The 21,193-nt window shown below is 75.8% G+C and carries 16 protein-coding genes and 1 riboswitch; of the genes, 8 read left to right on the top strand and 8 right to left on the bottom strand.

Annotation, left to right across the window (positions count from 1 at the left end):
- Positions 1–91 precede the first annotated feature (91 nt).
- A complete protein-coding gene (locus EV384_RS12395; RefSeq protein ID WP_130333087.1) occupies positions 92–2,542 on the top strand; it encodes an FtsK/SpoIIIE family DNA translocase in 2,451 nt (816 codons plus the stop codon).
- Between the two features lie 88 nt (positions 2,543–2,630).
- On the opposite strand, the gene EV384_RS12400 is transcribed toward EV384_RS12395, so the two are convergent.
- Positions 2,631–2,876 (bottom strand): hypothetical protein, encoded by a 246-nt coding sequence (locus EV384_RS12400; protein WP_130333089.1) that lies wholly within the window; start codon positions 2,874–2,876, stop codon positions 2,631–2,633.
- Positions 2,877–2,980: 104 nt separating this feature from the next.
- Positions 2,981–3,295 (bottom strand): DMT family transporter, encoded by a 315-nt coding sequence (locus tag EV384_RS12405; RefSeq protein WP_130333091.1) that lies wholly within the window; start codon positions 3,293–3,295, stop codon positions 2,981–2,983.
- 56 nt (positions 3,296–3,351) lie between these two features.
- A riboswitch (guanidine-III (ykkC-III) riboswitch) is annotated at positions 3,352–3,414 on the bottom strand.
- Positions 3,415–3,533: 119 nt separating this feature from the next.
- Here EV384_RS12405 and EV384_RS12410 point away from each other — a divergent pair.
- The 7 genes from EV384_RS12410 (at position 3,534) to pspM (ending at position 10,073) form a co-directional block, all read left to right on the top strand.
- The gene (locus tag EV384_RS12410; RefSeq protein WP_130333093.1) at positions 3,534–4,457 is read left to right on the top strand and encodes an ornithine cyclodeaminase family protein; all 924 of its coding nucleotides are present in this window, start codon (positions 3,534–3,536) and stop codon (positions 4,455–4,457) included.
- Between the two features lie 199 nt (positions 4,458–4,656).
- Positions 4,657–6,147: a 30S ribosomal protein S12 methylthiotransferase RimO gene (rimO, locus tag EV384_RS12415; protein WP_130340471.1), complete on the top strand. Its 1,491-nt coding sequence runs from the start codon at positions 4,657–4,659 to the stop codon at positions 6,145–6,147.
- A gap of 77 nt (positions 6,148–6,224) precedes the next feature.
- The gene (gene pgsA / locus EV384_RS12420; RefSeq protein WP_130333095.1) at positions 6,225–6,806 is read left to right on the top strand and encodes a CDP-diacylglycerol--glycerol-3-phosphate 3-phosphatidyltransferase; all 582 of its coding nucleotides are present in this window, start codon (positions 6,225–6,227) and stop codon (positions 6,804–6,806) included.
- Positions 6,807–6,960: 154 nt separating this feature from the next.
- A complete protein-coding gene (locus EV384_RS12425) occupies positions 6,961–7,515 on the top strand; it encodes a CinA family protein (RefSeq protein ID WP_130333097.1) in 555 nt (184 codons plus the stop codon).
- Between the two features lie 237 nt (positions 7,516–7,752).
- On the top strand, positions 7,753–8,202 hold the full coding sequence (locus EV384_RS12430) for a helix-turn-helix domain-containing protein (protein ID WP_130333099.1): 450 nt from the start codon (positions 7,753–7,755) through the stop codon (positions 8,200–8,202).
- A 194-nt stretch (positions 8,203–8,396) separates the two neighbouring features.
- On the top strand, positions 8,397–9,269 hold the full coding sequence (locus tag EV384_RS12435) for a PspA/IM30 family protein (RefSeq protein WP_130333101.1): 873 nt from the start codon (positions 8,397–8,399) through the stop codon (positions 9,267–9,269).
- 24 nt (positions 9,270–9,293) lie between these two features.
- On the top strand, positions 9,294–10,073 hold the full coding sequence (gene pspM, locus EV384_RS12440; RefSeq protein WP_130333103.1) for a phage shock envelope stress response protein PspM: 780 nt from the start codon (positions 9,294–9,296) through the stop codon (positions 10,071–10,073).
- A gap of 18 nt (positions 10,074–10,091) precedes the next feature.
- Here the strand turns inward: pspM and EV384_RS12445 are convergent, their stop codons facing one another.
- From EV384_RS12445 to EV384_RS12470, 6 genes are all read right to left on the bottom strand, one after another.
- On the bottom strand, positions 10,092–13,700 hold the full coding sequence (locus EV384_RS12445) for a multicopper oxidase domain-containing protein (protein WP_130333105.1): 3,609 nt from the start codon (positions 13,698–13,700) through the stop codon (positions 10,092–10,094).
- 165 nt (positions 13,701–13,865) lie between these two features.
- Positions 13,866–14,705 (bottom strand): DNA-formamidopyrimidine glycosylase family protein, encoded by an 840-nt coding sequence (locus EV384_RS12450; RefSeq protein WP_130333107.1) that lies wholly within the window; start codon positions 14,703–14,705, stop codon positions 13,866–13,868.
- 144 nt (positions 14,706–14,849) lie between these two features.
- Positions 14,850–15,140: a CPCC family cysteine-rich protein gene (locus EV384_RS12455; protein WP_341273628.1), complete on the bottom strand. Its 291-nt coding sequence runs from the start codon at positions 15,138–15,140 to the stop codon at positions 14,850–14,852.
- A complete protein-coding gene (locus tag EV384_RS12460; protein ID WP_130333111.1) occupies positions 15,137–15,922 on the bottom strand; it encodes an SAM hydrolase/SAM-dependent halogenase family protein in 786 nt (261 codons plus the stop codon). The genes EV384_RS12455 and EV384_RS12460 overlap by 4 nt, the downstream gene beginning before the upstream one ends.
- Entirely contained in the window at positions 15,919–16,419 is a 501-nt protein-coding gene (locus EV384_RS12465) for a GNAT family N-acetyltransferase (RefSeq protein WP_207232307.1), read from the bottom strand. The genes EV384_RS12460 and EV384_RS12465 overlap by 4 nt, the downstream gene beginning before the upstream one ends.
- Before the next feature lie 117 nt (positions 16,420–16,536).
- A complete protein-coding gene (locus EV384_RS12470; RefSeq protein ID WP_130340475.1) occupies positions 16,537–21,147 on the bottom strand; it encodes an ATP-dependent helicase in 4,611 nt (1,536 codons plus the stop codon).
- Positions 21,148–21,193: the final 46 nt, after the last annotated feature.

Genomic DNA, 21,193 nt, shown 5'->3' on the forward strand with positions numbered 1-21,193 from the left:
TAACACAACGGACGGCGCGGTCCGTGCTGCGACGCGCGGACACGACCCGGAAAAGCGGCGATCTGCCGGGCGACGCCGTTACGGTGACTGTATGGCGGGCCGTACCTCTCAGGCGAGCCGGCGGCGCGGCGCGTCGCCGCGCGGCACCACGAACAGCCGCGCCCGCCAACCGGCGAAGAAGACCACCCGGGCGGCGGCCCGGCGGCGATCCGCGGCCCGGCCCGGCCTCGCCGTCTACGTCGGGCGCGGGCTCGGCGCGGTCTGGATGGGGCTGGCGCACGGGGTGGGCTGGGCGGTCCGGGCGGCCGGTCGGCAGGCCGCGTCGGCCCGCGACCTGGATCCGGAGCACCGCCGCGACGGTGGCGGGCTGCTGCTCCTCGGCTTCGCCATCCTCACCGCGGTGGCCATCTGGTTCGGCGCCGCCGGGCCGGTCGGCGCCCGGCTGGCCGACACCGTGCGGCTCTTCCTCGGCGCGATCGCGATCGTGGTGCCGGTGCTGCTGATGATCGGCGCCTGGCGGCTGATGCGCACGCCGGTCGATCCCGAGCACCGGGGCCGCGGCCTGGTCGGCTGGGGGTCGATGCTGATCGCCACCGCGGCGATGCTGCACATCGGACAGGATCCGGTCGACTCCGTCCAGCGGGACTACGCGGGCGGCCTGATCGGCGCGGGCGTCGGTGACCTGCTGGAGTCGGCGATCACCGCCTGGGTGGCGGTGCCGCTGCTGATCCTGCTGCTCCTCTTCGGCCTGCTGGTGGTCACCGCGACCCCGATCAACAAGATCCCGGAGCGGCTCGGGCTGCTCGCCGGCACGCTGGTCGCGCCCCCGGCCACCGACGAGGCCGAGGTGGTGGAGAAGCCGGCCCGCAAGGGGCCGGCCAAGCGGCTGCCGCCGCCGCTGGACCCGGACGACCCGGACGGCGACTACGACGGCGTCGACCTCCAGGACACCGTGGTGCTGCCCCGCAAGCCCCGGGCGAAGGTGCCCGGCTCCCGTAAGCCGGTCGAGCCGCCGGAGCATTCGCCGCTGCCCACCCGGGCCGAGCAGCTCGCGCTCACCGGGCTGGCCGGCGACTACACCCTGCCGCCAGCCAACATGCTCAGCAGCGGCGCCGCCCCGAAGACCCGGAGCAAGGCCAACGACGAGGTGATCGCGGCGCTGACCGGCGTCTTCGAACAGTTCGACGTGGACGCCGCCGTCACCGGCTTCACCCGGGGCCCGACGGTCACCCGGTACGAGGTCGAGCTGGGCCACGGCGTCAAGGTCGAGCGGATCACCCAGCTCTCCCGCAACATCGCGTACGCGGTGAAGTCGCCGGACGTACGGATCCTCAGCCCGATCCCGGGCAAGAGCGCGGTCGGCGTGGAGATCCCGAACACCGACCCGGAGAACGTCGCGCTCGGCGACGTGCTCCGCTCGCGGGCCGCGAAGAGCGACCACCACCCGATGGTGGTGGCGCTCGGCAAGGACATCGAGGGCGGCTACGTGGTGGCCAACCTCGCGAAGATGCCCCACATCCTCATTGCGGGGGCCACGGGTGCTGGGAAATCGAGCTGCCTCAACACCTTGCTCGTGTCGATCCTGAGCCGGGCCACGCCGGACGAGGTGCGGCTGCTGCTGATCGACCCGAAGCGGGTCGAGATGACCGGCTACGAGGGCATCCCGCACCTGGTCACCCCGATCGTGACCAACGCCAAGAAGGCGGCCGATTCGCTGGACTGGGTCGTCCGCGAGATGGACATGCGCTACGACGACCTCGCCGCCAACGGGGTCCGGCACGTCGACGACTTCAACCGCAAGGTGCGCAACGGCGAGATCAAGGCGCCGCCGGGCAGCGAGCGGGAGATGCGGCCGTACCCGTACCTGCTGGTGATAGTGGACGAGCTGGCCGACCTGATGATGGTCGCCCCGCGCGACGTGGAGGACTCGGTCGTCCGGATCACCCAGCTCGCCCGGGCCGCCGGCATCCACCTGGTGCTCGCCACTCAGCGCCCCTCGGTCGACGTGGTCACCGGCCTGATCAAGGCGAACGTGCCGTCCCGGCTGGCGTTCGCCACGTCCTCGCTGGCCGACTCGCGGGTCATCCTCGACCAGCCCGGCGCGGAGAAGCTGCTCGGCCGCGGCGACGGGCTCTTTCTGCCGATGGGCGCCTCGAAGCCGATCCGGATCCAGGGCGCCTGGGTGACCGAGCGCGAGATCGCCGACGTGGTGAAGTTCTGCAAGGACCAGCGCGAGCCGGAGTTCCGCCCGGACGTGCTCGCCCCGGCGCAGGACAGCAGGAAGAAGATCGACGAGGACATCGGCGACGACCTGGACCTGCTGGTGCAGGCGGTCGAGCTGGTGGTCACCTCACAGTTCGGCTCGACCTCGATGCTCCAGCGCAAGCTGCGGGTCGGCTTCGCCAAGGCGGGCCGGCTGATGGACCTGATGGAGACCCGGGGCGTGGTCGGCCCGTCCGAGGGCTCTAAGGCGCGCGACGTGCTGGTCAAGCCGGACGAGCTGGAGGAGGTCCTGGCCGGCCTGCACGGCGGCGAGGGGTAGGCCCGCCCGGTGCACCCGACGCGACAAGGCCCGCCGGGATCCGGCGGGCCTATGTCGTGCCGCGGTTGGTCAGGAGTTCAGCGGTTGGTCAGGAGCTCATCAGCGCGGCGCCGATGACCATGCCGAGGATCGCGCCGACGACGCTCGCGGCGGCGGCGTACCAACCCAGCGGCTTGTCGCCGAGGACCGCGCCGACGATGCCGAGGATCAGACCGGCCAGGCCGAAGAACGGCGGCAGGAAGAAGACCGCGATGACGGCAAAGACGAAACCCAGGATGGTGCAGATTCGCGCGGCGCTGCTGCGCGGGCGGGCGGTGGCGTGGATGTCGGCCATGGTGTCCTCCGTGAGTAGGCCCTTCGGTGGGTGGACAGGTCTCTACCCAGTTGGCGCTCGCGCTACGCATCCGGGGCGATACAGCCCGGCAAGGGCGGTACCGGTCAGTGGAAGAACTTCAGGCCCACGACGCCGGCCACCACCAGGAGCAGGCAGAGGATCCGGGGCAGGCTGGCCGGCTCGTGCAGGGCGAGCATGCCGACCAGCGCGGTGCCCACCGCACCGATGCCCACCCAGACCGCGTAGCCGGTGCCGACCGGGATCTCCCGCAGCGCGTACGCCAGGCCGGCCATGCTCAGCACCAGGGTGACCGCGAAGACGGCGGAGGGGAGGGGGCGGCTGAAACCGGCGCTGCGGTCGAGGGCGATCGCCCACGCCGTCTCGAGAAGTCCGGAGAGCACCAGCACGATCCAGGCCATGGCGGTCACCTCTTGCGGGCGGCCCGGCCACCGGGGCCGGGACGAGTCGGTCGTCGTGCGGGGCGTCTTGGCCTGACCGGGTACGCCCACGACTCGTCCGGGGCGGCCCGGCCGCTGCTGCGCCGGCGGGTGCCGCCGCAGCCGACGCTAGCACCGGCCGGGCGCGGCGGCGGCCGGTGCGGTGACGAACCCCACCACCGGTGGATCTCAACCTCGCTTCAGGTTGCAGGATGGAGTCATGACGCTGCTCTTCTCCGACGAGGACGTCGCCGCCACCCTGGACGCCCCGGTCACCGTCGCCGTGATGCGGGACGCCCTGCTGGCCGCGTACGCCGGTCGGCTGGTCGCCCCGCCCCGGGCGAGCGCGCCGCTCGGCGGCGGCCGGATGGTGCTCACCGCCGGCCACCTGACCGGCGAGTGGTACGGCTTCCGGTCGTACGACACGTTCGGGCACCCGGAGAGCGGGCAGCTGGTCGTGCTGCACGACGGACGGACCGGGACGGTGCGGGCGATCGCGGTCGGCGAGGAGCTGGGCTCCCGGCGGACCGGGGGACTGGGCGGCGTGGCCGTGGACACCCTCGCCCGCGCGGACGCGGCCACCCTCGGCGTGGTCGGCTCCGGCCGGCAGGCGTGGACGCAGGTGTGGGCCGCCGCCGCGGTGCGCCCGCTGCGCGAGGTCACCGTGCACAGCCGCTCGGCGGCCCGGCGGGAGGCGTTCGCCGCCCGGGTCCGGGCCGAGCTGGGCGTCCCGGCGCGGGCCGTGGGGTCCGCCCGCGAGGCGGTGGCCGGCCGCGACGTGGTGGTGCTCGCCACCACCAGCACCACCCCGGTGCTCGACGCCGCCGACCTCGCCCCGGGCACTCACGTCAACACCGTCGGCTTCAAGCAGGCCGACCGGCACGAGTTCGGCACCGACCTGCTCGACGTCGCCGACGTCCTGGTCACCGACTCGCCTTCGCAGGCCGCCGCGTACGCCCCGCCGATGCTCGCCGCCGTCGAGCCGTACGCCGGGCGGCTGCGCGACCTGGGCGCGGTGCTGGCGGGGGCGGTCCCGGGCCGGACCGGCGCGGACCAGATCTCGGTCTTCTGCTCGACCGGCCTCGCCGGCACCGAGGTCTTCCTGCTCGACCGGCTGGTCCGGGTCGGCGCGGCGACGGTCTGACCGGGCCGGTCGGGCGATCGCGGCGGCGGTCGGCGCGGCGGCGGTCGGCGCGGCGCGCGCCCGGCGGCGGATGTGAGCCGGCCGATGCCGGCGGCCCGCCGTTGGTGGAGACCCGGACGCGGCCCGGTACCCTCGGGTGGTGTCTGCCACCTCCCCCTCCGACAACTCCAGCTCGGCGCGTCTGTCGCCGCGCCGCGACCTGGAGCTGTCGTCCGCCGCCGACGGCCGCCGCGTCGCCCTGCTGACCCTGGGCTGTTCCCGTAACGAGGTCGACTCGGAGGAGCTGGCCGCCCGGCTGCACGCCGACGGCTGGCAGGTGACCACCGACGGCGAGGGCGCCGACGTGGTGGTCGTCAACACCTGCGGCTTCGTGGAGAAGGCGAAGCAGGACTCGATCCAGACGCTGCTCGCCGCCGCCGACACCGGCGCCAAGGTGGTCGCCGCCGGCTGCATGGCCGAGCGGTACGGCCGGGAGCTGGCCGACAGCCTGCCCGAGGCGCAGGCGGTGCTGAGCTTCGACGACTACCCGGACATCTCCGCCCGGCTGAACGCCGTGGTGGCCGGCGAGTCGATCGACGCGCACACCCCGCGCGACCGGCGCGAGCTGCTGCCGCTCACCCCGGTCAAGCGGCGCGAGGCGGCGGTCTCGCTGCCCGGCCACGGCACCCCCACCCGGGCGGTCACCGAGACCGACGAGCACACCCCGGCCCACCTGCGCCAGGTGCTGCGGCACCGGCTGGACACCGGCCCGGTCGCCTCGCTCAAGCTCGCCAGCGGCTGCGACCGGCGCTGCGCGTTCTGCGCCATCCCCGCCTTCCGCGGCGCCTTCGTCTCGCGTACCCCGGACGAGCTGCTCGCCGAGGCGGAGTGGCTGGCCAAGACCGGCGTCCGGGAGCTGGTGCTGGTCAGCGAGAACTCGACGTCGTACGGCAAGGACCTGGGCGACCCGCGGGCGCTGGAGAAGCTGCTCCCGCAGCTCGCCGGGATCGACGGCATCGTCCGGGTGCGGGCCAGCTACCTCCAGCCCGCCGAGACCCGGCCCGGCCTGGTCGAGGTGCTCGCCACCACGCCCGGGGTCGCGCCCTACTTCGACCTGTCGTTCCAGCACTCCAGCGAGCCGGTGCTGCGCCGGATGCGCCGTTTCGGCTCCACCGACCGGTTCCTGGAGCTGCTGGCCTCCGCCCGCGCGCTGGCCCCGGCGGCGGGCGCCCGGAGCAACTTCATCGTCGGCTTCCCCGGGGAGACCCGGGCCGACGTGGACGAGCTGGTCCGGTTCCTGACCGAGGCGCGGCTCGACGCGATCGGCATGTTCGACTACAGCGACGAGGACGGCACCGAGGCCGCCGGGCTGTCCGGCAAGGTCTCCGCCGCCACCATCAAGCGCCGGTACGACAAGCTCAGCGCGCTCGCCGACGAGCTCTGCTCGCAGCGGGCCGAGGACCGGGTCGGCTCGACGGTCGAGGTGCTGGTCGACTCGGTCGCCGACGGCGTGGTGGAGGGGCGGGCGGCCCACCAGGCGCCCGAGGTCGACGGCTCGACCACGCTGGTCGCGCCGGACGGCGGCGGGGTGGACCTGGCCGCGCTGCGCCCCGGTGACCTGGTGCGGGCCACGGTCACCGCGACCGAGGGTGTCGACCTGGTCGCCGTGCCGGATGAGATGATCTCGGCGGCGCCCGGCGCGGCACGGTGACGTCGGGTCCGGGCGGAGCGGGGGAGCCACGTGGTGCGGTGCCAGGAACGCCACGGCGGCCGGAGCGAGGTGCGGGGATGATCGGAGCGGAGTCCACGGTGGTGGCCCGGGTGCCGGTGCTCAACGCGGCGAACGCGCTGACCGCGCTGCGGCTGGTGCTGGTCCCGGTCTTCGGGGCGACGGTGGTCGTCTCGGGCATGACCCACGCCGGTTGGCGGATGGCCGCCTGCCTGATCTTCGTCGTCGCCTCGGTGACCGACCTGGTGGACGGCTGGATCGCCCGCCGGTTCAAGCTCGTCACCTCGGTCGGCAAGGTCGCCGACCCGATCGCCGACAAGGCGCTCACCGGGGCGGCCCTGGTGCTGCTCTCCTGGTACGACGTGCTGCCCTGGTGGGTGACCGCGGTGATCCTCGTCCGTGAGGTGGGGATCACGGCGCTGCGCTTCTGGGTGATCCGGCACGGGGTGATCGCGGCCAGCCGGGGCGGGAAGATCAAGACCGCGCTGCAGATCCTGGCCATCACCTGGTACCTGTGGCCGATGCCCGACGCCCTGGTCCCCGTCGGCCCGTGGATCTTGGGCGCTGCCGTCCTCGTCACGGTCCTGACCGGCTTCGACTACATCGCCCAGGCGCTCCGCCTCCGCCGCCCCACCCCCTGACCCCTTCCTCCGCCCGGGGCCCCGCCTCCGCCGTCGCGCCGGTGATCATGAAGTTGTTGTCCGCCGGCCCGGCGTGTCGTGGCGATAACTTCATGATCAACGGATCGGGGCGGAGGATGAGTAGGGCGGGTTGGGGAGGGAAGGAGAGCGGGGCATGGGGACGGATGCGAGGCACGAGCGGACCGCCGGTAGTCCGGCGGCGGGCGTGGTGCACAGCCTGCACGAGCGGCACGAGACGCTGGCCACCGTCGAATCCCTCACCGGCGGCCTGCTCTCCGCCTCGATCGTGGAGATCGCCGGGGTGAGCGGCGTCTACCGGGGCGGCCTGGTGGTCTACGCCACCGAGCTGAAGTCCGAGCTGGCCGGCGTGCCGGCGGAGCTGCTCGCCGAGCGCGGGCCGGTGGACCCGGACGTGGCGGTCGCGCTCGCCGAGGGCGGACGCCGGCGCTGCGGCGCCGACTGGGGGCTGGCCACCACCGGGGTGGCCGGGCCGGAGCCGCAGGACGGCAAGCCGGTCGGCCTGGTCTACGTCGCCGTGGCCGGCCCGCTCGGCACGGAGGTGCAGCGGCTCGACCTGGACGGCGGCCGGGACCACATCCGCTCGGCCGCGGTGATCGAGGCGCTGCGGCTGCTGGCCGAGCGGATCCGCGACGCCGACCAGGTCGACGGGGCGCGGGCCGCCGACCCGGCCGGCGCGGGTCGCCGGTGACCCCGGCCGCGGCACGGATCCCGACCCGCCCGACTGCGTGCCCGCCGCCGACCCGGCCGCCGGGGACCGGCGCGGGCGGATCGCCGGGATTGGAGGGGCGGGGTGGGATGTCGCCGGGCCGGCCAACGGGTACGGTTGCGGGAAGGCTCCGACGGTCGCCGTCGGCGCTGGGGCGGCCGGCCGCGTCCGGCGCGGCACGCCCGGTCGGAGATGGTGGTCCCGTCAGGGGGAGGTGCGATGGTCCTGCTACGCCGTGTGATCGGTGACGCACTGCGAGCGCGCCGGCAGGGGCAGCACCGCACCCTGCGCGAGGTCTCCTCCGCCGCCAACGTGAGCCTGGGCTACCTCTCTGAGATCGAGCGCGGCCAGAAGGAGCCCTCCAGCGAGCTGCTGGCCGCCATCTGCGACGCGCTCGGCGCCCGCCTCTCCGAGCTGCTCCGCGAGGTCAGCGACCACGTCGCCCTGGCCGAGCAGATGCCGGGGGTGCTGGTCCCCGTGGTCGAGCAGGCGGCCGAGCCGACGCCCGTTCCGGCGGCCGCCGTCCGCAAGGCCACCAACCGGGGGGTCCGCCAGGTCACCTCCGACGGCGCGGTCGCCGTCCAGGTGCGCCAGGATTCGCCGCTCAAGGCCACGCTGCGCAGCACCCGGGTCCGCTCCAAGGACCGGGACGTGGTCTGCGCCGCCTGATCCGCGCGCCGCGCGCCGTGGCCGGGGGTGGCCCCCGCCGCGTAGGCTTGATCAGGGTTGCGTGACCGCCCCCTCGTCGTACGGATGCCGGGCTGGCGTCGGGCTGGGACGATGGAGACACGCCGCGCGGCCCGCCGGTCGGCCCCGTCCGGCAGGTCGAGGCGGAGCGACGCTACTGAGGGGACAACGCGGAGATGGCTAACCCGTTCGCCAAGGGTTGGAAGTACCTGATGGCGCTCTTCGGCGCGAAGATCGACGAGCACGCCGACCCGAAGGTGCAGATCCAGCAGGCCATCGAGGAGGCCCAGCGGCAGCACCAGGCGCTGGTCCAGCAGGCGGCCGCCGTGATCGGCAACCAGCGCCAGCTCGAGATGAAGCTCTCCCGGCAGATGACCGAGGTCGAGCAGCTCCAGGCCAACGCCCGGCAGGCCCTCGTCCTCGCCGACCAGGCCCGGGCCCGGGGCGAGGAGCCCGAGGCCGGCCGGTACGAGCAGTCCGCCCAGCTGATGGCCACCCAGCTGGTCTCCGCCGAGCAGGCCACCGAGGACCTGAAGACGCTGCACGACCAGGCGCTCGGCGCGGCCGCCCAGGCCCGCAAGGCGGTGGAGAACAACTCGATGATCCTCCAGCAGAAGCTGGCCGAGCGGACCAAGCTGCTCAGCCAGCTCGAGCAGGCCAAGATGCAGGAGAGCGTGGCCCGCTCGCTGGAGTCGATGTCCTCGCTGACCGCACCCGGCAGCACCCCCTCGCTGAACGAGGTGCGGGACCGGATCGAGCGCCGGTACGCCACCGCGATGGGCCGGGCCGAGCTGGCCGGCAACTCGGTCGAGGGTCGGATGCTCGAGATCCAGAAGGCGACCCTCGACTCGGCCGGGTCGGCCAGACTGGAGCAGATCCGGTCGAGCATGGCCGGCGAGCAGCTCACCGGCCGGCAGGAGCGGCCCGCGGTGGCGCAGGCCGGCGAGAGCACGCCGGCCACCGACCCGGCGGCCGCCGCGCGGCTCGACGAGATCCGGGCCAGCATGAGCCGGGAACGCGGCACCGGGGACAGCACCGCAGCGGGCTGACCCGGGCGGGGCGAGGAGGCGGGGATGGCAGACGAGCGAGCGCGACACTTCCGCCGGCTGCGTCGGTTGCGACGCTCCGCGCGGCGGTGGAGCGTACTGGCCGGCGGGCTCGGCGGCGCCGCCGCCGTGCTGACCCCGTACGCGGGGCTCGGCCTGCCGGACGCGGCCTGGGCGGGCGCCGCCGGCAGCGCGATCGCGCTCGCCGCCTGGCGCTGGATCGACCTGCGGGCGCTCGCCGCCGTGCCGGCGCCGCCGGCGCTCGACCCGGCCGAGGCCGCCGCCCGCTCCCGGGCCCGGCTGGTCGCCGCCGTCGAGCGACTGCCCGTCGGCCCCGGTGTGCTGGCCAAGGTGCGCCGGGTGCGCTCCCGGCTGGCGCTGCGCGGCACCACGGCGGCCGAGGCGTGGGCCCGGCTGGACCGGGCCGCGCTGACCCTGGCCGGGATGGCCGGCCGGTTGACCGGGCTGGCCGAGCCGGCTGTGCGGGAGGCGACCGCCGCCGACCGCTCGCTGCGGGACCTGGCCGAGCGGGTGGCGAGCGTGGAACGCGCGCTGCGGCTCGCCCCGGCCGAGGCTCGGGGGTCGCTTGCCGAGGCGCACGGCACCCTGGTCGCCCAGTTGGACGCCGGGGTGTCCGCGTACGAGCGGCTGGTGGTGGCGGCGGCCGGCTACGTCGCCGAGGACGCCCGCCCGACCACCGAGCACCCCGCCGCCGCCCGGCTCACCGAGGCGACCGACCTGCTGCACGGGGTGGCCGCCGCGCTCGCCGAGCTGCGGACCGCCGGCCTGCCCCTGCGTACCCCCTGAGGCAGGCCCGGGGGCGGCTCACGCCGGGGTGGTGACCGGGACCGGGCCGGTCCAGGTGGAGGTGCCCACGACGTTGAACGACCGGATCCGGTAGTGGTAGGTGACGCCCCGGGCCAGCCCGGTGTTGGTGAAGCCCCGACCGGTGACGCTGAAGGTGGCCAACTCCTGGCCGAACGCCGCGTCCAGCGCCCGCTGCACCACGAACCCGGACCCCGGCCCGGTGGGGGTGCTGGCCGACCAGCTCAGGATCACCGCCGCGGTGTCCGGCGTGGGCGCGGTGGCGGTGGCGCACACCGTGCCCGGCGTCCCGGGCCGGGGCGGGGTGGTCACGGTGGCGACCGTGGACCAGGGTGACGACGCGCCCAGGTAGGTGGTGCGGACCCGGTAGTAGTACGTGGTGTCCGGGGCGACGGCCGGGTCGACGTGGTTGTCGCCGACCGCGATGGCGGTGGTGCCCGGCCCGCTGGTGAAGGTCGGGTTGGTGGCCCGCTGCACGTCGACCCCGGTGGCGAACGAGCGGTTGGCCCAGCGCAGCGCCACCCGCAGCGGCGCGGCCGGCGGCACCGCCGCGGTCAGCCTGGCCGGCGCGGTGAGCTGCACCGACGCCGGGACGCTGTTCGACCAGGCGGAGCAGCTCACCGCGTTCTCCGCCCGGATCCGGTAGTGGTAGGTCACCCCCGGGGTGACCGTGGCGTCGGTGTACCGCGTCGCGGTGGCGGCCACGGTGATCTCGGTCAGCCCCACGGTGAAGGTGGCGTCGGTGGCCCGTTGCAGCAGGTGGCTGGTGGCCGGCGGCCGACTGCCGTTGCCGGTCCAGGCCAGCGCGATCGCCGGCAGCGCGGTCGCCGAGCCGGGCGCCGGGGTGGCGGTCAGCCCGGTCGGCGCCTTCGGGGAGGCCCGCAGCACCAGCGGCCGGCTCATGCCCTGGTCCCGCAGGCCCGCGGCCCGGGTGTGCCAGCGGTACTCCCAGCCGAGGTTCACCAGCTGGTTCACCACCGTGGCGGGCCGCCCGTCGAGCGGGCTGACCGGGGAGGCGTCGAGCCGGGCGCCGGCCGGCCGGGTCGGGTCGAGCAGCCGTACGCTGTCGCCGATCTTGAACGGCAGGGTGGGCGGCACCGGGCGCAGCGCCACGATCACGTCCTCCCGCGGGTTGACCCGGACGGTCTCCTTCCAGCCCAGCTCGTTGGCGTCCGGCGGGCGGGCCGTGCCGTCCCAGCCGACCCGGTTGACCAGCTGCACGTCGCAGCCCTCCACATGCACCGGATGGGTCTGCGGGGCGTCGCCGACGATTCGCCAGAGCTGGGTGCCGTCGGCCGGGGCGCCCAGCGGCACGGTCGGATCGGCCGCGAAGAGCACCTCGGTCGCCGGGTCGGCGGGGCCGAGCGACAGGGTGGCCGGGGTGAGCGGGCCGGCGTGCGGATGGCCGACGCCGAGCCGGCCCACCGCGCGGCCGTGCCGGGGCTCGAAGACCTGCCCCACCGCCTTTACCGCGAGCGGGAGGGTGACCGGGGCGGCGGCGCCGGGCGGGGTGAAGCTGACCGAGGTGGCGCGCGCCGGCACCAGCGTCTCCCGGGGCGTCCGGGTGCCGAACGCCGGGTCGTACGCCGGCTGCGGCACGATCGGCGGGCGCTGGCTGGCCGCGTACGCGCCGGGCAGCCGCTTGGCGAGCCGGGCGAGGTCGTACCGGGGCGCCGGGGCGCCGGCCACCCGGATCTGGAGCAGCGTCCTCGTGTTCGGGCCGTACCCGGAACGGGTGGGCGGGAGCCCGCCGACGGCGGTGCGGTCCGGGGCGTCGGTGCGGTGGTCGTACCGGGGGTCGAAGCGGGGCAGCGGGGCGGGGCAGTCGTTGTAGAGGATCAGGGTGGCGCCCGGGGGCACGGTGGAGAAGTCCACCACCACGTCGGCCCGCTCGCCGGGGGCGAGCAGCAGCGTGTGCCCGTCCACGTTGAGCACGGTCGGGTCCTGCCGGTCGTACCGGTAGCCCACCGGCCGGTTGGGCAGCACCACGGGGGCGGGCAGCAGACCGCACTCGTTGCCGACCTGGATCAGCGCCGGGCCGGCCGCCCGGGGATCCGGCACCCCGCCGTCCCGCCCGTCGGTCGGCCAGGCCGCCGGCCGGTCCGCCGCCCGGATTGCCTCGACCATCGGCACCTCACCGGCGTCCGGGTCGGCCGGGCCGCCGTCGTCCGGCCACAGCGGACCGTCCGAGCGGGCCCGGTAGAGCTGGAGGTTGAGGCTGCGGTCGGCGCAGGCGTTGAGGATCCGGAACCGGTACGCCCTCGGCTCGACCGTCAGGTACGGGTAGGCCGCGCCGTTGACCAGCATGGTGTCCCCGTACGCCGCGGGGACGGCCGACGGGTGCGGCACGCCCGGCGTCAGCGGCGGCTCGTCCGGCTCGGCGACCGGGTCGTGGTGCGGGTTCGGCACCGGGGCGACCCACGGACTGCCGCCGCCGTCGGGGTCGTGCGTCCACGGCCCGTAGTCCCAGCGACCGGTCGGGTTCCGCCCGTCCGCGCGGTACGGGTTCTGCCGGGGCTGGTAGACGTGCGGGTACCAGAGGTTGCCCTTGGCGCCCCAGCGGTCCCGGTCCCAGGTCGGGTCCTGCGCGGCGAGCTGGTCGTCGTCCGGCACGAAGGTCTTGTCCTGGATCACCAGCGGCAGCTGGTCGGCCGGGAGCACGCCGTCGGCGACGAGCCGCTCCTCCGCCGGGTCGGTGAGCAGGTAGAGCGCCAGCTGTCCGGAGTAGACGGTGAGCCGGGACAGGCCGAGGGTGTTGTCGTGCAGCCACATCAGCCGGCCGCTCTGCTCGTTCGGGAAGTAGAGCGTGGTGGCGCCGGCGCCCGGCGGCGGCATGTCCGGCACGGGCGTCGCCCCGACCCCGGTTGGGTACGGGGTGATCTCACCCGCCGGGGTGACCCACCGCCACGGGTTGCCCGCGCTGATCCAGGCCGTCTGCCCGCCTGCCAGGTGCGGCGCCGCCCGGTTCTGCGGGTACGGCGCCGGCCCGTCCAGCGGCCCCACGCCCGCCCCGTCGACCGTCTCGTCGACCGGCAGGAAGAGCTCCCCGGCCCGGCCGGTCGGGAGCTGGTTGATGAACTTGATCCGGACCGGTCGGCCGCGCCGGGCCTGGATCAGCGGTCCGAGATGCCAGGGGCGGTCCGGCGGAATCACCGTGTTGTGCCCGGACGAGTCGGTGCCGAGGTTGAGCTGGCGGTAGCCGCGCAGCCGGGTGGCCGGCAGGTCCCGGTGCAGCCGCTGGGGGTACTCCTGCAACCCGATCTCGTAGTAGTCGCAGCCCGGCCAGGTGATGGTGTCCGGCGCCGCCACCGGCAGGTGGGCGCCCAACCCGTTGCGGCCCAGCGGCCCGGGCAGCGGCAGCGCGTCGAGGAACTTGCGGATGCCGGTGCCGGGCACCGGCCGGCCGTGCCGGTCCGCGACCGGCAGCGGGCTGCCGGCGACGTTCGGCACCGGACCGAAGCAGCGCGGCACGGCGGCCGGGTCGAGGCTGGCCGGCGCGGGATCACCCGGCTCGCCGTCGCGGGCGGCGGGCACGGTCGGGGGGTGGTCCTCGCCGGTGCGGACCGCGCGGTCCGCCCAGCTCGGCCGCAGTCTCCGGAACAGCACCATGGCTCTCCCCGGGATCGGGGCGCGACGGCCGTCACTCCGGCGTGGCGGACGAACGCCCTGCTGACGATCGGTGAGCACTCCACCGCAGCATGCGACCCGTACACCGGCAGAGGGAACTACCCAATCGTCCCTATCTCGGGCGATCTTGACCGGTTCGTGGAAGTTCTACGGTCCGGCGAGGGCGGGGCGTTCCGGCTGGCAGACCGGGCACCAGTAGGTGACCCGCTCGCCCAGCTCCTCCTTGCGGATCGCGGTGCCGCAGCGGCGGCACGGCTGGGCCCGGCGGCCGTAGACGTAGCTGGTCTGCCCGCGGTGCAGCGAGCCGGTGGTGCTCTGCGTCCACCGCCCCCGGTTGGCGGCCAGCAGCCGCTGCGCCAGGGTGACCGTGCCGGTCAGGTCGGGCACCGCGCCGACCGGAGTCCACGGGGAGACACCGCGCAGGAACAGCACCTCGCACTTGTAGAGGTTGCCCACCCCGGCCAGGTTGCGCTGGTCGAGCAGCGCCTCGCCGATGGTGGCCTCCGGCTGCGCGGCCATCCGGCGGACCGCCTCGGCCGGGTCCCAGTCCGGGCCGAGCAGGTCCGGGCCGAGGTGACCGACCAGCGACTGCTCCTGGTCGGTCGGGATCAACGCCAGCTCGTGCAGGTGGTACCCGACCGCGACCGCCCCGGCGGAGCGGAGCACCACCCGGATCAGGTGCGCCGGCCGGGCCGCCCACCGCTCGCCCGGCGCGTACGCCCGCCAGGCGCCGTCCATCCGCAGGTGCGAGTGCAGCGTCCAGTCCCGCCCGCCGCCGGATGTGCCCTCGGGGCCGGGCGTGCCGGTCGGGGCGGTGAGCCGGAGCAGCAGGTGCTTGCCGCGGCTGTCCGACTCGCGGACGGTCCAGCCGGTCAGGTCGGTCGCGGCGAGCTGCGGCACCCGGAAGTCGGAGCCGGTGAGCCGGGTGCCGGCCAGCGCCCGTTGCAGGACGCGGGCGGTGTTCCAGACGGTGTCGCCTTCGGGCACCGCTCCATCTTCCCTCGCCCGGGCGGGGTCCGCATGTGTCGCTATTTGTCGGGAGGTTCCCCCTTGATCCGCCGACACAGCATCACCAGGGGTTCTCAGGAGAATGCAGACACCCGGCCCGCCTGCGGGCCCGCAGGCGGTCGATCAGGGCCGCTCGTCGGGGCGGGCAGAGCGGACCATGTCCTGGTAGCGCGGGTGGCTGGCGCCGTAGACGGCGAAGTTCAGCCGGGCGTGGGTGAGGCTCAGGTCCCCGTTAAGGCCGCCGCGCACCACATCGGCGTCCGCGTCCGACTGGCCGTCGTCCGTCCAGAAGCAGACCGGGCAGGTGCCTCCGCCGGTCCGGGACGTGCAACACGGACACGCGACGGGAACCCAGTGCTCACCCACCGGAGCAGCATTCCATACTCGACGCCGACCGGTAAGGAGCGATCTCACTCGCCGCTCAGCGACAGGACGTCTCCGGGGCGTACGGCGAGCAGGTCGACCGCCCGGCCGTCGCGTACCGCCACCGCCACCAAGCCGGCGGAGTCGACGTGGACGACCAGGGCGCCGACCTCGGCGTCGCCGAAGGTGCGCCCGCGTACCGCCGCCCGGCCGGCCACCCGGATCCGCTTCGGGAGCTGTTCCAGCAGCTCGCCGGGGGCGGCGAGCTGGACGTTGCCGAAGTGGTCCACGGTGAGCACCTCGGCGGCGAACCCCGCGCCGATCCGCCGGAGCACCGGTGCCGGCAGCCGGACCAGGGTCGCCGGGTCCACCGCCGGGCCGGCCCCGGCCAGCGGCGCGCCGAGCGCGAGCCGGGCGGCGACCGGGGCGAAGACGTCCCGCCCGTGGAAGGTCCGGGAGACCGTGGGCGCCAGCCACTCCGGGTTGGTCAGCTCGACGGCGCCGGTGATCCCGCCGAGGGCCTCGGCGGCGTCGAGCAGCAGGCCGTTGTCCGGCCCGACCAGCAGCCCGCCCGGGGCGGCGAGGGCGACGCCCCGCCGGCCGGTGCCCACCCCCGGGTCCACGACCGCCACGTGCACCCCCACCGGCAGGTACGGCACCGTCTGCGCGAGCACGGCCGAGCCCCGGCGGACGTCCCCCGGGGGGACCAGGTGGGTCACGTCGATGACCCGGGCGGCCGGGGCGAGCCGGACGACGACCCCGTGGCACGCCGCCACGAACCCGTCGGCGAGGCCGTAGTCGGTGGTCAGCGAGACCCACGGCGTCCCGGTCACCGGGCCGTCCCGGTGAGTCGCCGCTCCAGCAGCAGCTCGTCGTGCAGCGGGATGTCGTCCTCGCCGAGGTACGGGATGGTGGGCTTGAGCTGCCGGGCCCGGTTGACCGCGCCCGCGTGGACCGCCACGATGCGCAGCCCGCGCCGCTGGTAGAAGCGGAGCGCGGAGAGGTTGTCGTTGGTGGTGACCAGCCAGAGCCGGTCGGCCCCGGCGGCCACCGCCACCGCCTCGGCGGCCGCGAGCAGGGCGCGGCCCGCCCCGAGGCCCGGCGCGGTGGCGGCCAGGCTCACCACCTCCAGCCCGCCGTCGGCGAGCCGGTGCGCCAGCGCGCCGGCGAAGTGCCCCGCCCCGTCCACCGCCACCAGCGTCGGCAGGGCACGCAGGTCGTAGCGGGTGTCGTGGACCACCACGTGCGGGCCACCCCACTCCCGCCGGTGCAGGGCCGCCACGTCGTCGTGATCGTGTGGCGCCGCTGGTCGTACCTCGATCGCGCCCATCCCACCGTCCCGTGCTGCGCTGCCGGCCGGATCACCCTACCCACCGTGCGCGGCCGGTCGAGGCGCCCGCCGTGCCGTCGCCGGGCCGGAGATTGGCCCGGCGGCGGTGGGCCGGGTTCAGCCGCGCAGCCGCAGGCCGCGGGGGGTGGCCCGGAAGCCGGCGGCGGTCAGCGCGTCGCGCAGCGGCGACGAGTGCACGGCCTCGCCGTCGGCCCGCTCCACCGACATCGCACCGAGCGCGCCGGAGTGCACCGCGTCGGCGAGCGCCTTGCCGGCCACGGCGAGCGTGTCGGTGTCGTCGGTGAAGGAGAGGATCGTCCGCCCGCCCCGCTCCACGTAGAGCACCAGGTCGCCGCCGACCAGCACCACCAGCGCGCCGGCCTTGCGCCCGGCCCGGTGCCCGCTGGCCGGGGCCGCGCCGTCACCCGAGTCGACCACCCGCTCCGGCCAGGGCAGCGCCGCGCCGTACGGGTTGGCCGGGTCGGTGGCGGCGAGCACCAGCGTCGGCCCGCCCCGGCCCCGGCCGCCGTCGGCCGGGTCGGCCAGGGCGCGGATCCGGTCCACCGCGCCGGGCACGGCGAACTGGGCGGCGCCCAGCCCCTCGACGAAGTAGCCCCGGCGGGCCGCCCCGCGCTCCTCCAGCGCCGACAGCACCGGGTAGACCGCGGCGAAGCCGCCGACCACCTGCTCGGCCATGACCGCGCCCCGGGTGACCACGCCGTGCCGTTCGAGCAGCAGGTCGGCGAGGGCGGCGGCCCGGCGGGTCGGGTCGAGGTCCCGCTCGGGCAGCCGCGACCAGCGCCCGGCCACCGTCGGCGGGCCGCTGCGGCTGGGCAGCGCCACCCGGCCGGGACGGCGGTAGCGGGTCCGCGGCGCGGACGGGCGGGACCGGTGCGCGCCGCCGCCGCCGAGCGCCGCCCGCAGCGGGGCGAGCGTGTCGTTGGTGAGGTGACCGGCCCAGACCAGGTCCCAGACGGCGGCGGCCAGCGCGGCGTCGTCGGTGGCCCCCACCCGGTCCGACAGGGAGCGGAAGAAGAGCGCCTGGCCGTCGGCGAGCGCGTCGAGCACCGCGTCGTGCAGCGGGGTGCGGGTGAGCGCCTCGTCGGGCGGCGGGAGCAGCAGCGGCGCGGCGTCCGCGTACGCCAGGGTGACCCAGCCGTCGCCGCCGGAGATCGCCCCGGACCCGGCCCAGACCACCTCGCCGCTGGCGCAGAGCTCGTCGAGCTGGGCGGGGGAGTAGTCGGCCACCCGGGCGGGCAGCACGAGGCGTTCCAACGCGGACGCGGGCACCGCCGCGCCCTGCAACTGCTCGACGGCGGCGGCGAGCGCCTCCACCCCCCGCGCCGACGAACCGACCTGCTGCCAGCGGGGCAGGAACGCCGCGAGGGCCCGGGGCGGCACCGGCTCGATCTCCCGGCGCAGCGCGGCCAGCGAGCGGCGGCGCAGCAGCCGCAGCACCTCCGCGTCGCACCACTGGGTGCCGACGCTGTCCGGGGCGAACTCCCCGGAGACCACCCGGCCGGTGGCGGCGAGCCGGCGCAGCGCCTGCTCCACCACGAAGACGCCCAGCCCGAACCGGGCGGCGCAGCTGGCCGCCGCGAACGGGCCGTGGGTGCGGGCGTAGCGGGCCACCAGGTCGCCGAGCGGGTCGGCCACCGGCGCCAGGTACGCCTCGGCCACCCCGACCGGCAGCGCCACGCCGAGCGCGTCGCGCAGCCGGGCGGCGTCCTCGACGCCCACCCAGCGCTCCTCGCCGGCGACGCGGACCCGCAGCACCCGGCGGGCGGCCTCCAGCTCGGTCAGCCACGCCACCGGCGCGCCCCGCTCGGCCAGCTCGGCCTCGCTCAGGTCGCCGACCACCCGGAGCAGCTCGACCACGTCCTCGGCGTCGCGCGGGCGGCGCTGCTCGGTCAGCCAGCGCAGCTGCCGCTCGGTCTCGGCGAGCACCGTCGGGTCGAGTAGCTCCCGCAGGTCGACCCGGCCGAGCAGCTCGCCGAGCAGGCCCGAATCCAGGGCCAGGGCGGCGGCCCGGCGCTCCGCGAGGGGCGCGTCGCCCTCGTAGAGGAACGCCCCGACGTAGCCGAAGAGCAGCGAGCGGGCGAACGGCGAGGGCCGCTCGGACTCCACCTCGACCAGCCGCACCTTGCGGCTGCCCAGGTCGCGCATCAGCTCCGCGAGGGCGGGCTGGTCGAAGACGTCCTGGAGGCACTCGCGGGCGGCCTCCAGGGTGACCGGGAAGTCGGCGTACTCGCGGGCGACGTCGAGCAGCTGGGCGGCGCGTTGGCGCTGCTGCCAGAGCGGCTGCCGGCGACGCGGATCGCGGCGGGGCAGCAGCAGCGACCGGGCCGCGCACTCGCGGAACCGGGCGGCGAAGAGCGCGGAGGTGCCGACGGACTCCTCGACGAGCTGGGCGATCTCGTCGGGCTCGAAGACCACCACGTCGGCGCCGGGTGGCTCGTCGGCGGTGTCGGGCAGCCGGACCACGATGCCGTCGTCGGAGGGCATCACCTGGGCGTCCACCCCGTACCGTTCGGCGAGCCGGCGGCCGATCGCCAGCGCCCACGGGCCGTTGACCCGGGCGCCGAGCACCGAGTGGACGGCGAGCCGCCAGTCGCCCAGCTCGTCGCGGAACCGTTCGACGACCACCGTCCGGTCGTCCGGCAGGGAGCGGGTCGCCGCCTTCTGCTCGCGCAGGTACCCCATCAGGTTGCCGGCGGCCCAGTCGTCGAGCCCGCCGGCGCGCAGTGCGGCGGTGGCGGTCTCGTCGTCCTGGCGGAGCAGGGCGCGGACCCGGGCGCCGATGGCCCGGCCCAGCTCGACCGGCCGGCCGAGCTGGTCGCCCTTCCAGAACGGCATCCGGGCGGCCTGGCCGGGGGCGGGGGAGACCAGCACCCGGTCGGGGGTGATCTCCTCGATCCGCCAGGAGGAGGAGCCGAGCAGGAAGACGTCGCCGACCCGGGACTCGTAGACCATCTCCTCGTCCAGCTCGCCGACCCGGGCGGCGCGTTCCGCCCCGGCCAGGAAGACGCCGAAGAGGCCCCGGTCGGGGATGGTGCCGCCGCTGGTCACCGCGAGCCGCTGCGCGCCGGGGCGGCCGGTGAGCACGTCGGTGGCCCGGTCCCACACCAGCCGGGGCCGCAGCTCGGCGAAGGCGGTCGACGGGTACCGCCCGGAGAGCATGTCGAGCACCGCGTGCAGTGCCGAGTCGGGCAGCTCGGCGAAGGGTGCGGCCCGGCGGACCAGCACGGCCAGGTCGCCGAGCTGCCACGGCTCCAGCGCCACCATCGCCACGATCTGCTGGGCCAGCACGTCGAGCGGGTTGCGCGGGTAGTGCAGCTCCTCGATGGCGCCCGCGGCCATCCGCTCGGCGACCACCGTGCAGGAGAGCAGGTCGCCGCGGTGCTTGGGGAAGACCACGCCGCGGGAGACCGCGCCGACCTGGTGCCCGGCCCGGCCGACCCGTTGCAGGCCGGCGGCGACGCTCGGCGGCGCCTCGATCTGCACCACCAGGTCGACCGCGCCCATGTCGATGCCCAGCTCCAGGCTGGAGGTGGCGACCACGGCCGGGAGCTGGCCGGACTTGAGCGCCTCCTCGATGTGCTTGCGCTCCTCCCGGGAGACGCTGCCGTGGTGGGCCCGCGCGATCACCGGGGCCGCGCCGGCCGCCGCGCCGGACTGCGCCATCACCTCCGCCGGCTGGCGCGGCGCCCGCACCGAACCGTCGGGTACGCCCACCGGCCCGCCGCCGTCGGCGGCCCGGCCGGCGTCCGGGCCGGCCGCGGCCGCCAGCTCCTCGGCGGCCAGCTCGTTGAGGCGGGCGCAGAGCCGTTCGGCGCTGCGCCGCGAGTTGGTGAAGACGATGGTCGAGCGGTGCGCCCGGATCAGCGAGAAGACCCGCTCCTCCACGGCCGGCCAGATCGACGGCCGGCGCGGGCCGCCGGGGCCGCCCAGGTCGTCCGGCGGCTGCTCCTGCTCGTCGAGGCGGGTCATGTCCTCCACCGGGACCTGGACGCTGACCTCGATGGTCTTGCTGCTGCGCGGCTGCACCACGTCGACCGGGCGGGCCCCGCCGAGGAAGCGGGCGCAGACGTCGATCGGCCGGACGGTGGCGGAGAGGCCGATCCGCTGCGCGGGCGTCGCCAGCAGCTCGTCGAGGCGTTCCAGGGAGAGGGCCAGGTGGGCGCCGCGCTTCGTGCCGGCCACCGCGTGCACCTCGTCGACGATCACCGTCTCGATCCCGCGCAGCGAGTCGCGGGCGGCGGAGGTGAGCAGCAGGAAGAGCGACTCGGGGGTGGTGATGAGGATGTCCGGCGGGGTGCGGGCGAAGGCACGCCGCTCGTCGGCCGGGGTGTCGCCGGTGCGCATCCCGACGGTGATCTCCGGCGGGGCGACGCCGAGCCGGGTGGCGGCCTGCCGGATGCCGGCGAGCGGGGTGCGCAGGTTGCGCTCCACGTCGACGGCGAGCGCCTTCAGCGGGCTGACGTAGAGCACCCGGCAGCGCTGCCGCGCCTCGGCGGGCGGCGGCTCCTTGGCCAGCCGGTCGAGCGACCAGAGGAACGCGGCGAGGGTCTTGCCGGAGCCGGTGGGGGCGACGACCAGGGCGTTGCGCCCGGCGGCCACCGAACGCCAGGCGCCGGCCTGGGCGGCGGTGGGCGCGGCGAACGCCGCGGTGAACCACTCCCGGGTCGCCGCGCCGAAATCCGCCAGCACCGCGTCCCCGCCGGTCATCTCGTTCGCCACGCTCCCATCCTGCCCCGGCGGTGTGACATCCCGC

It is taken from the genome of Micromonospora kangleipakensis (genome assembly GCF_004217615.1).
Classification (GTDB): Bacteria; Actinomycetota; Actinomycetes; order Mycobacteriales; family Micromonosporaceae; genus Micromonospora; species Micromonospora kangleipakensis.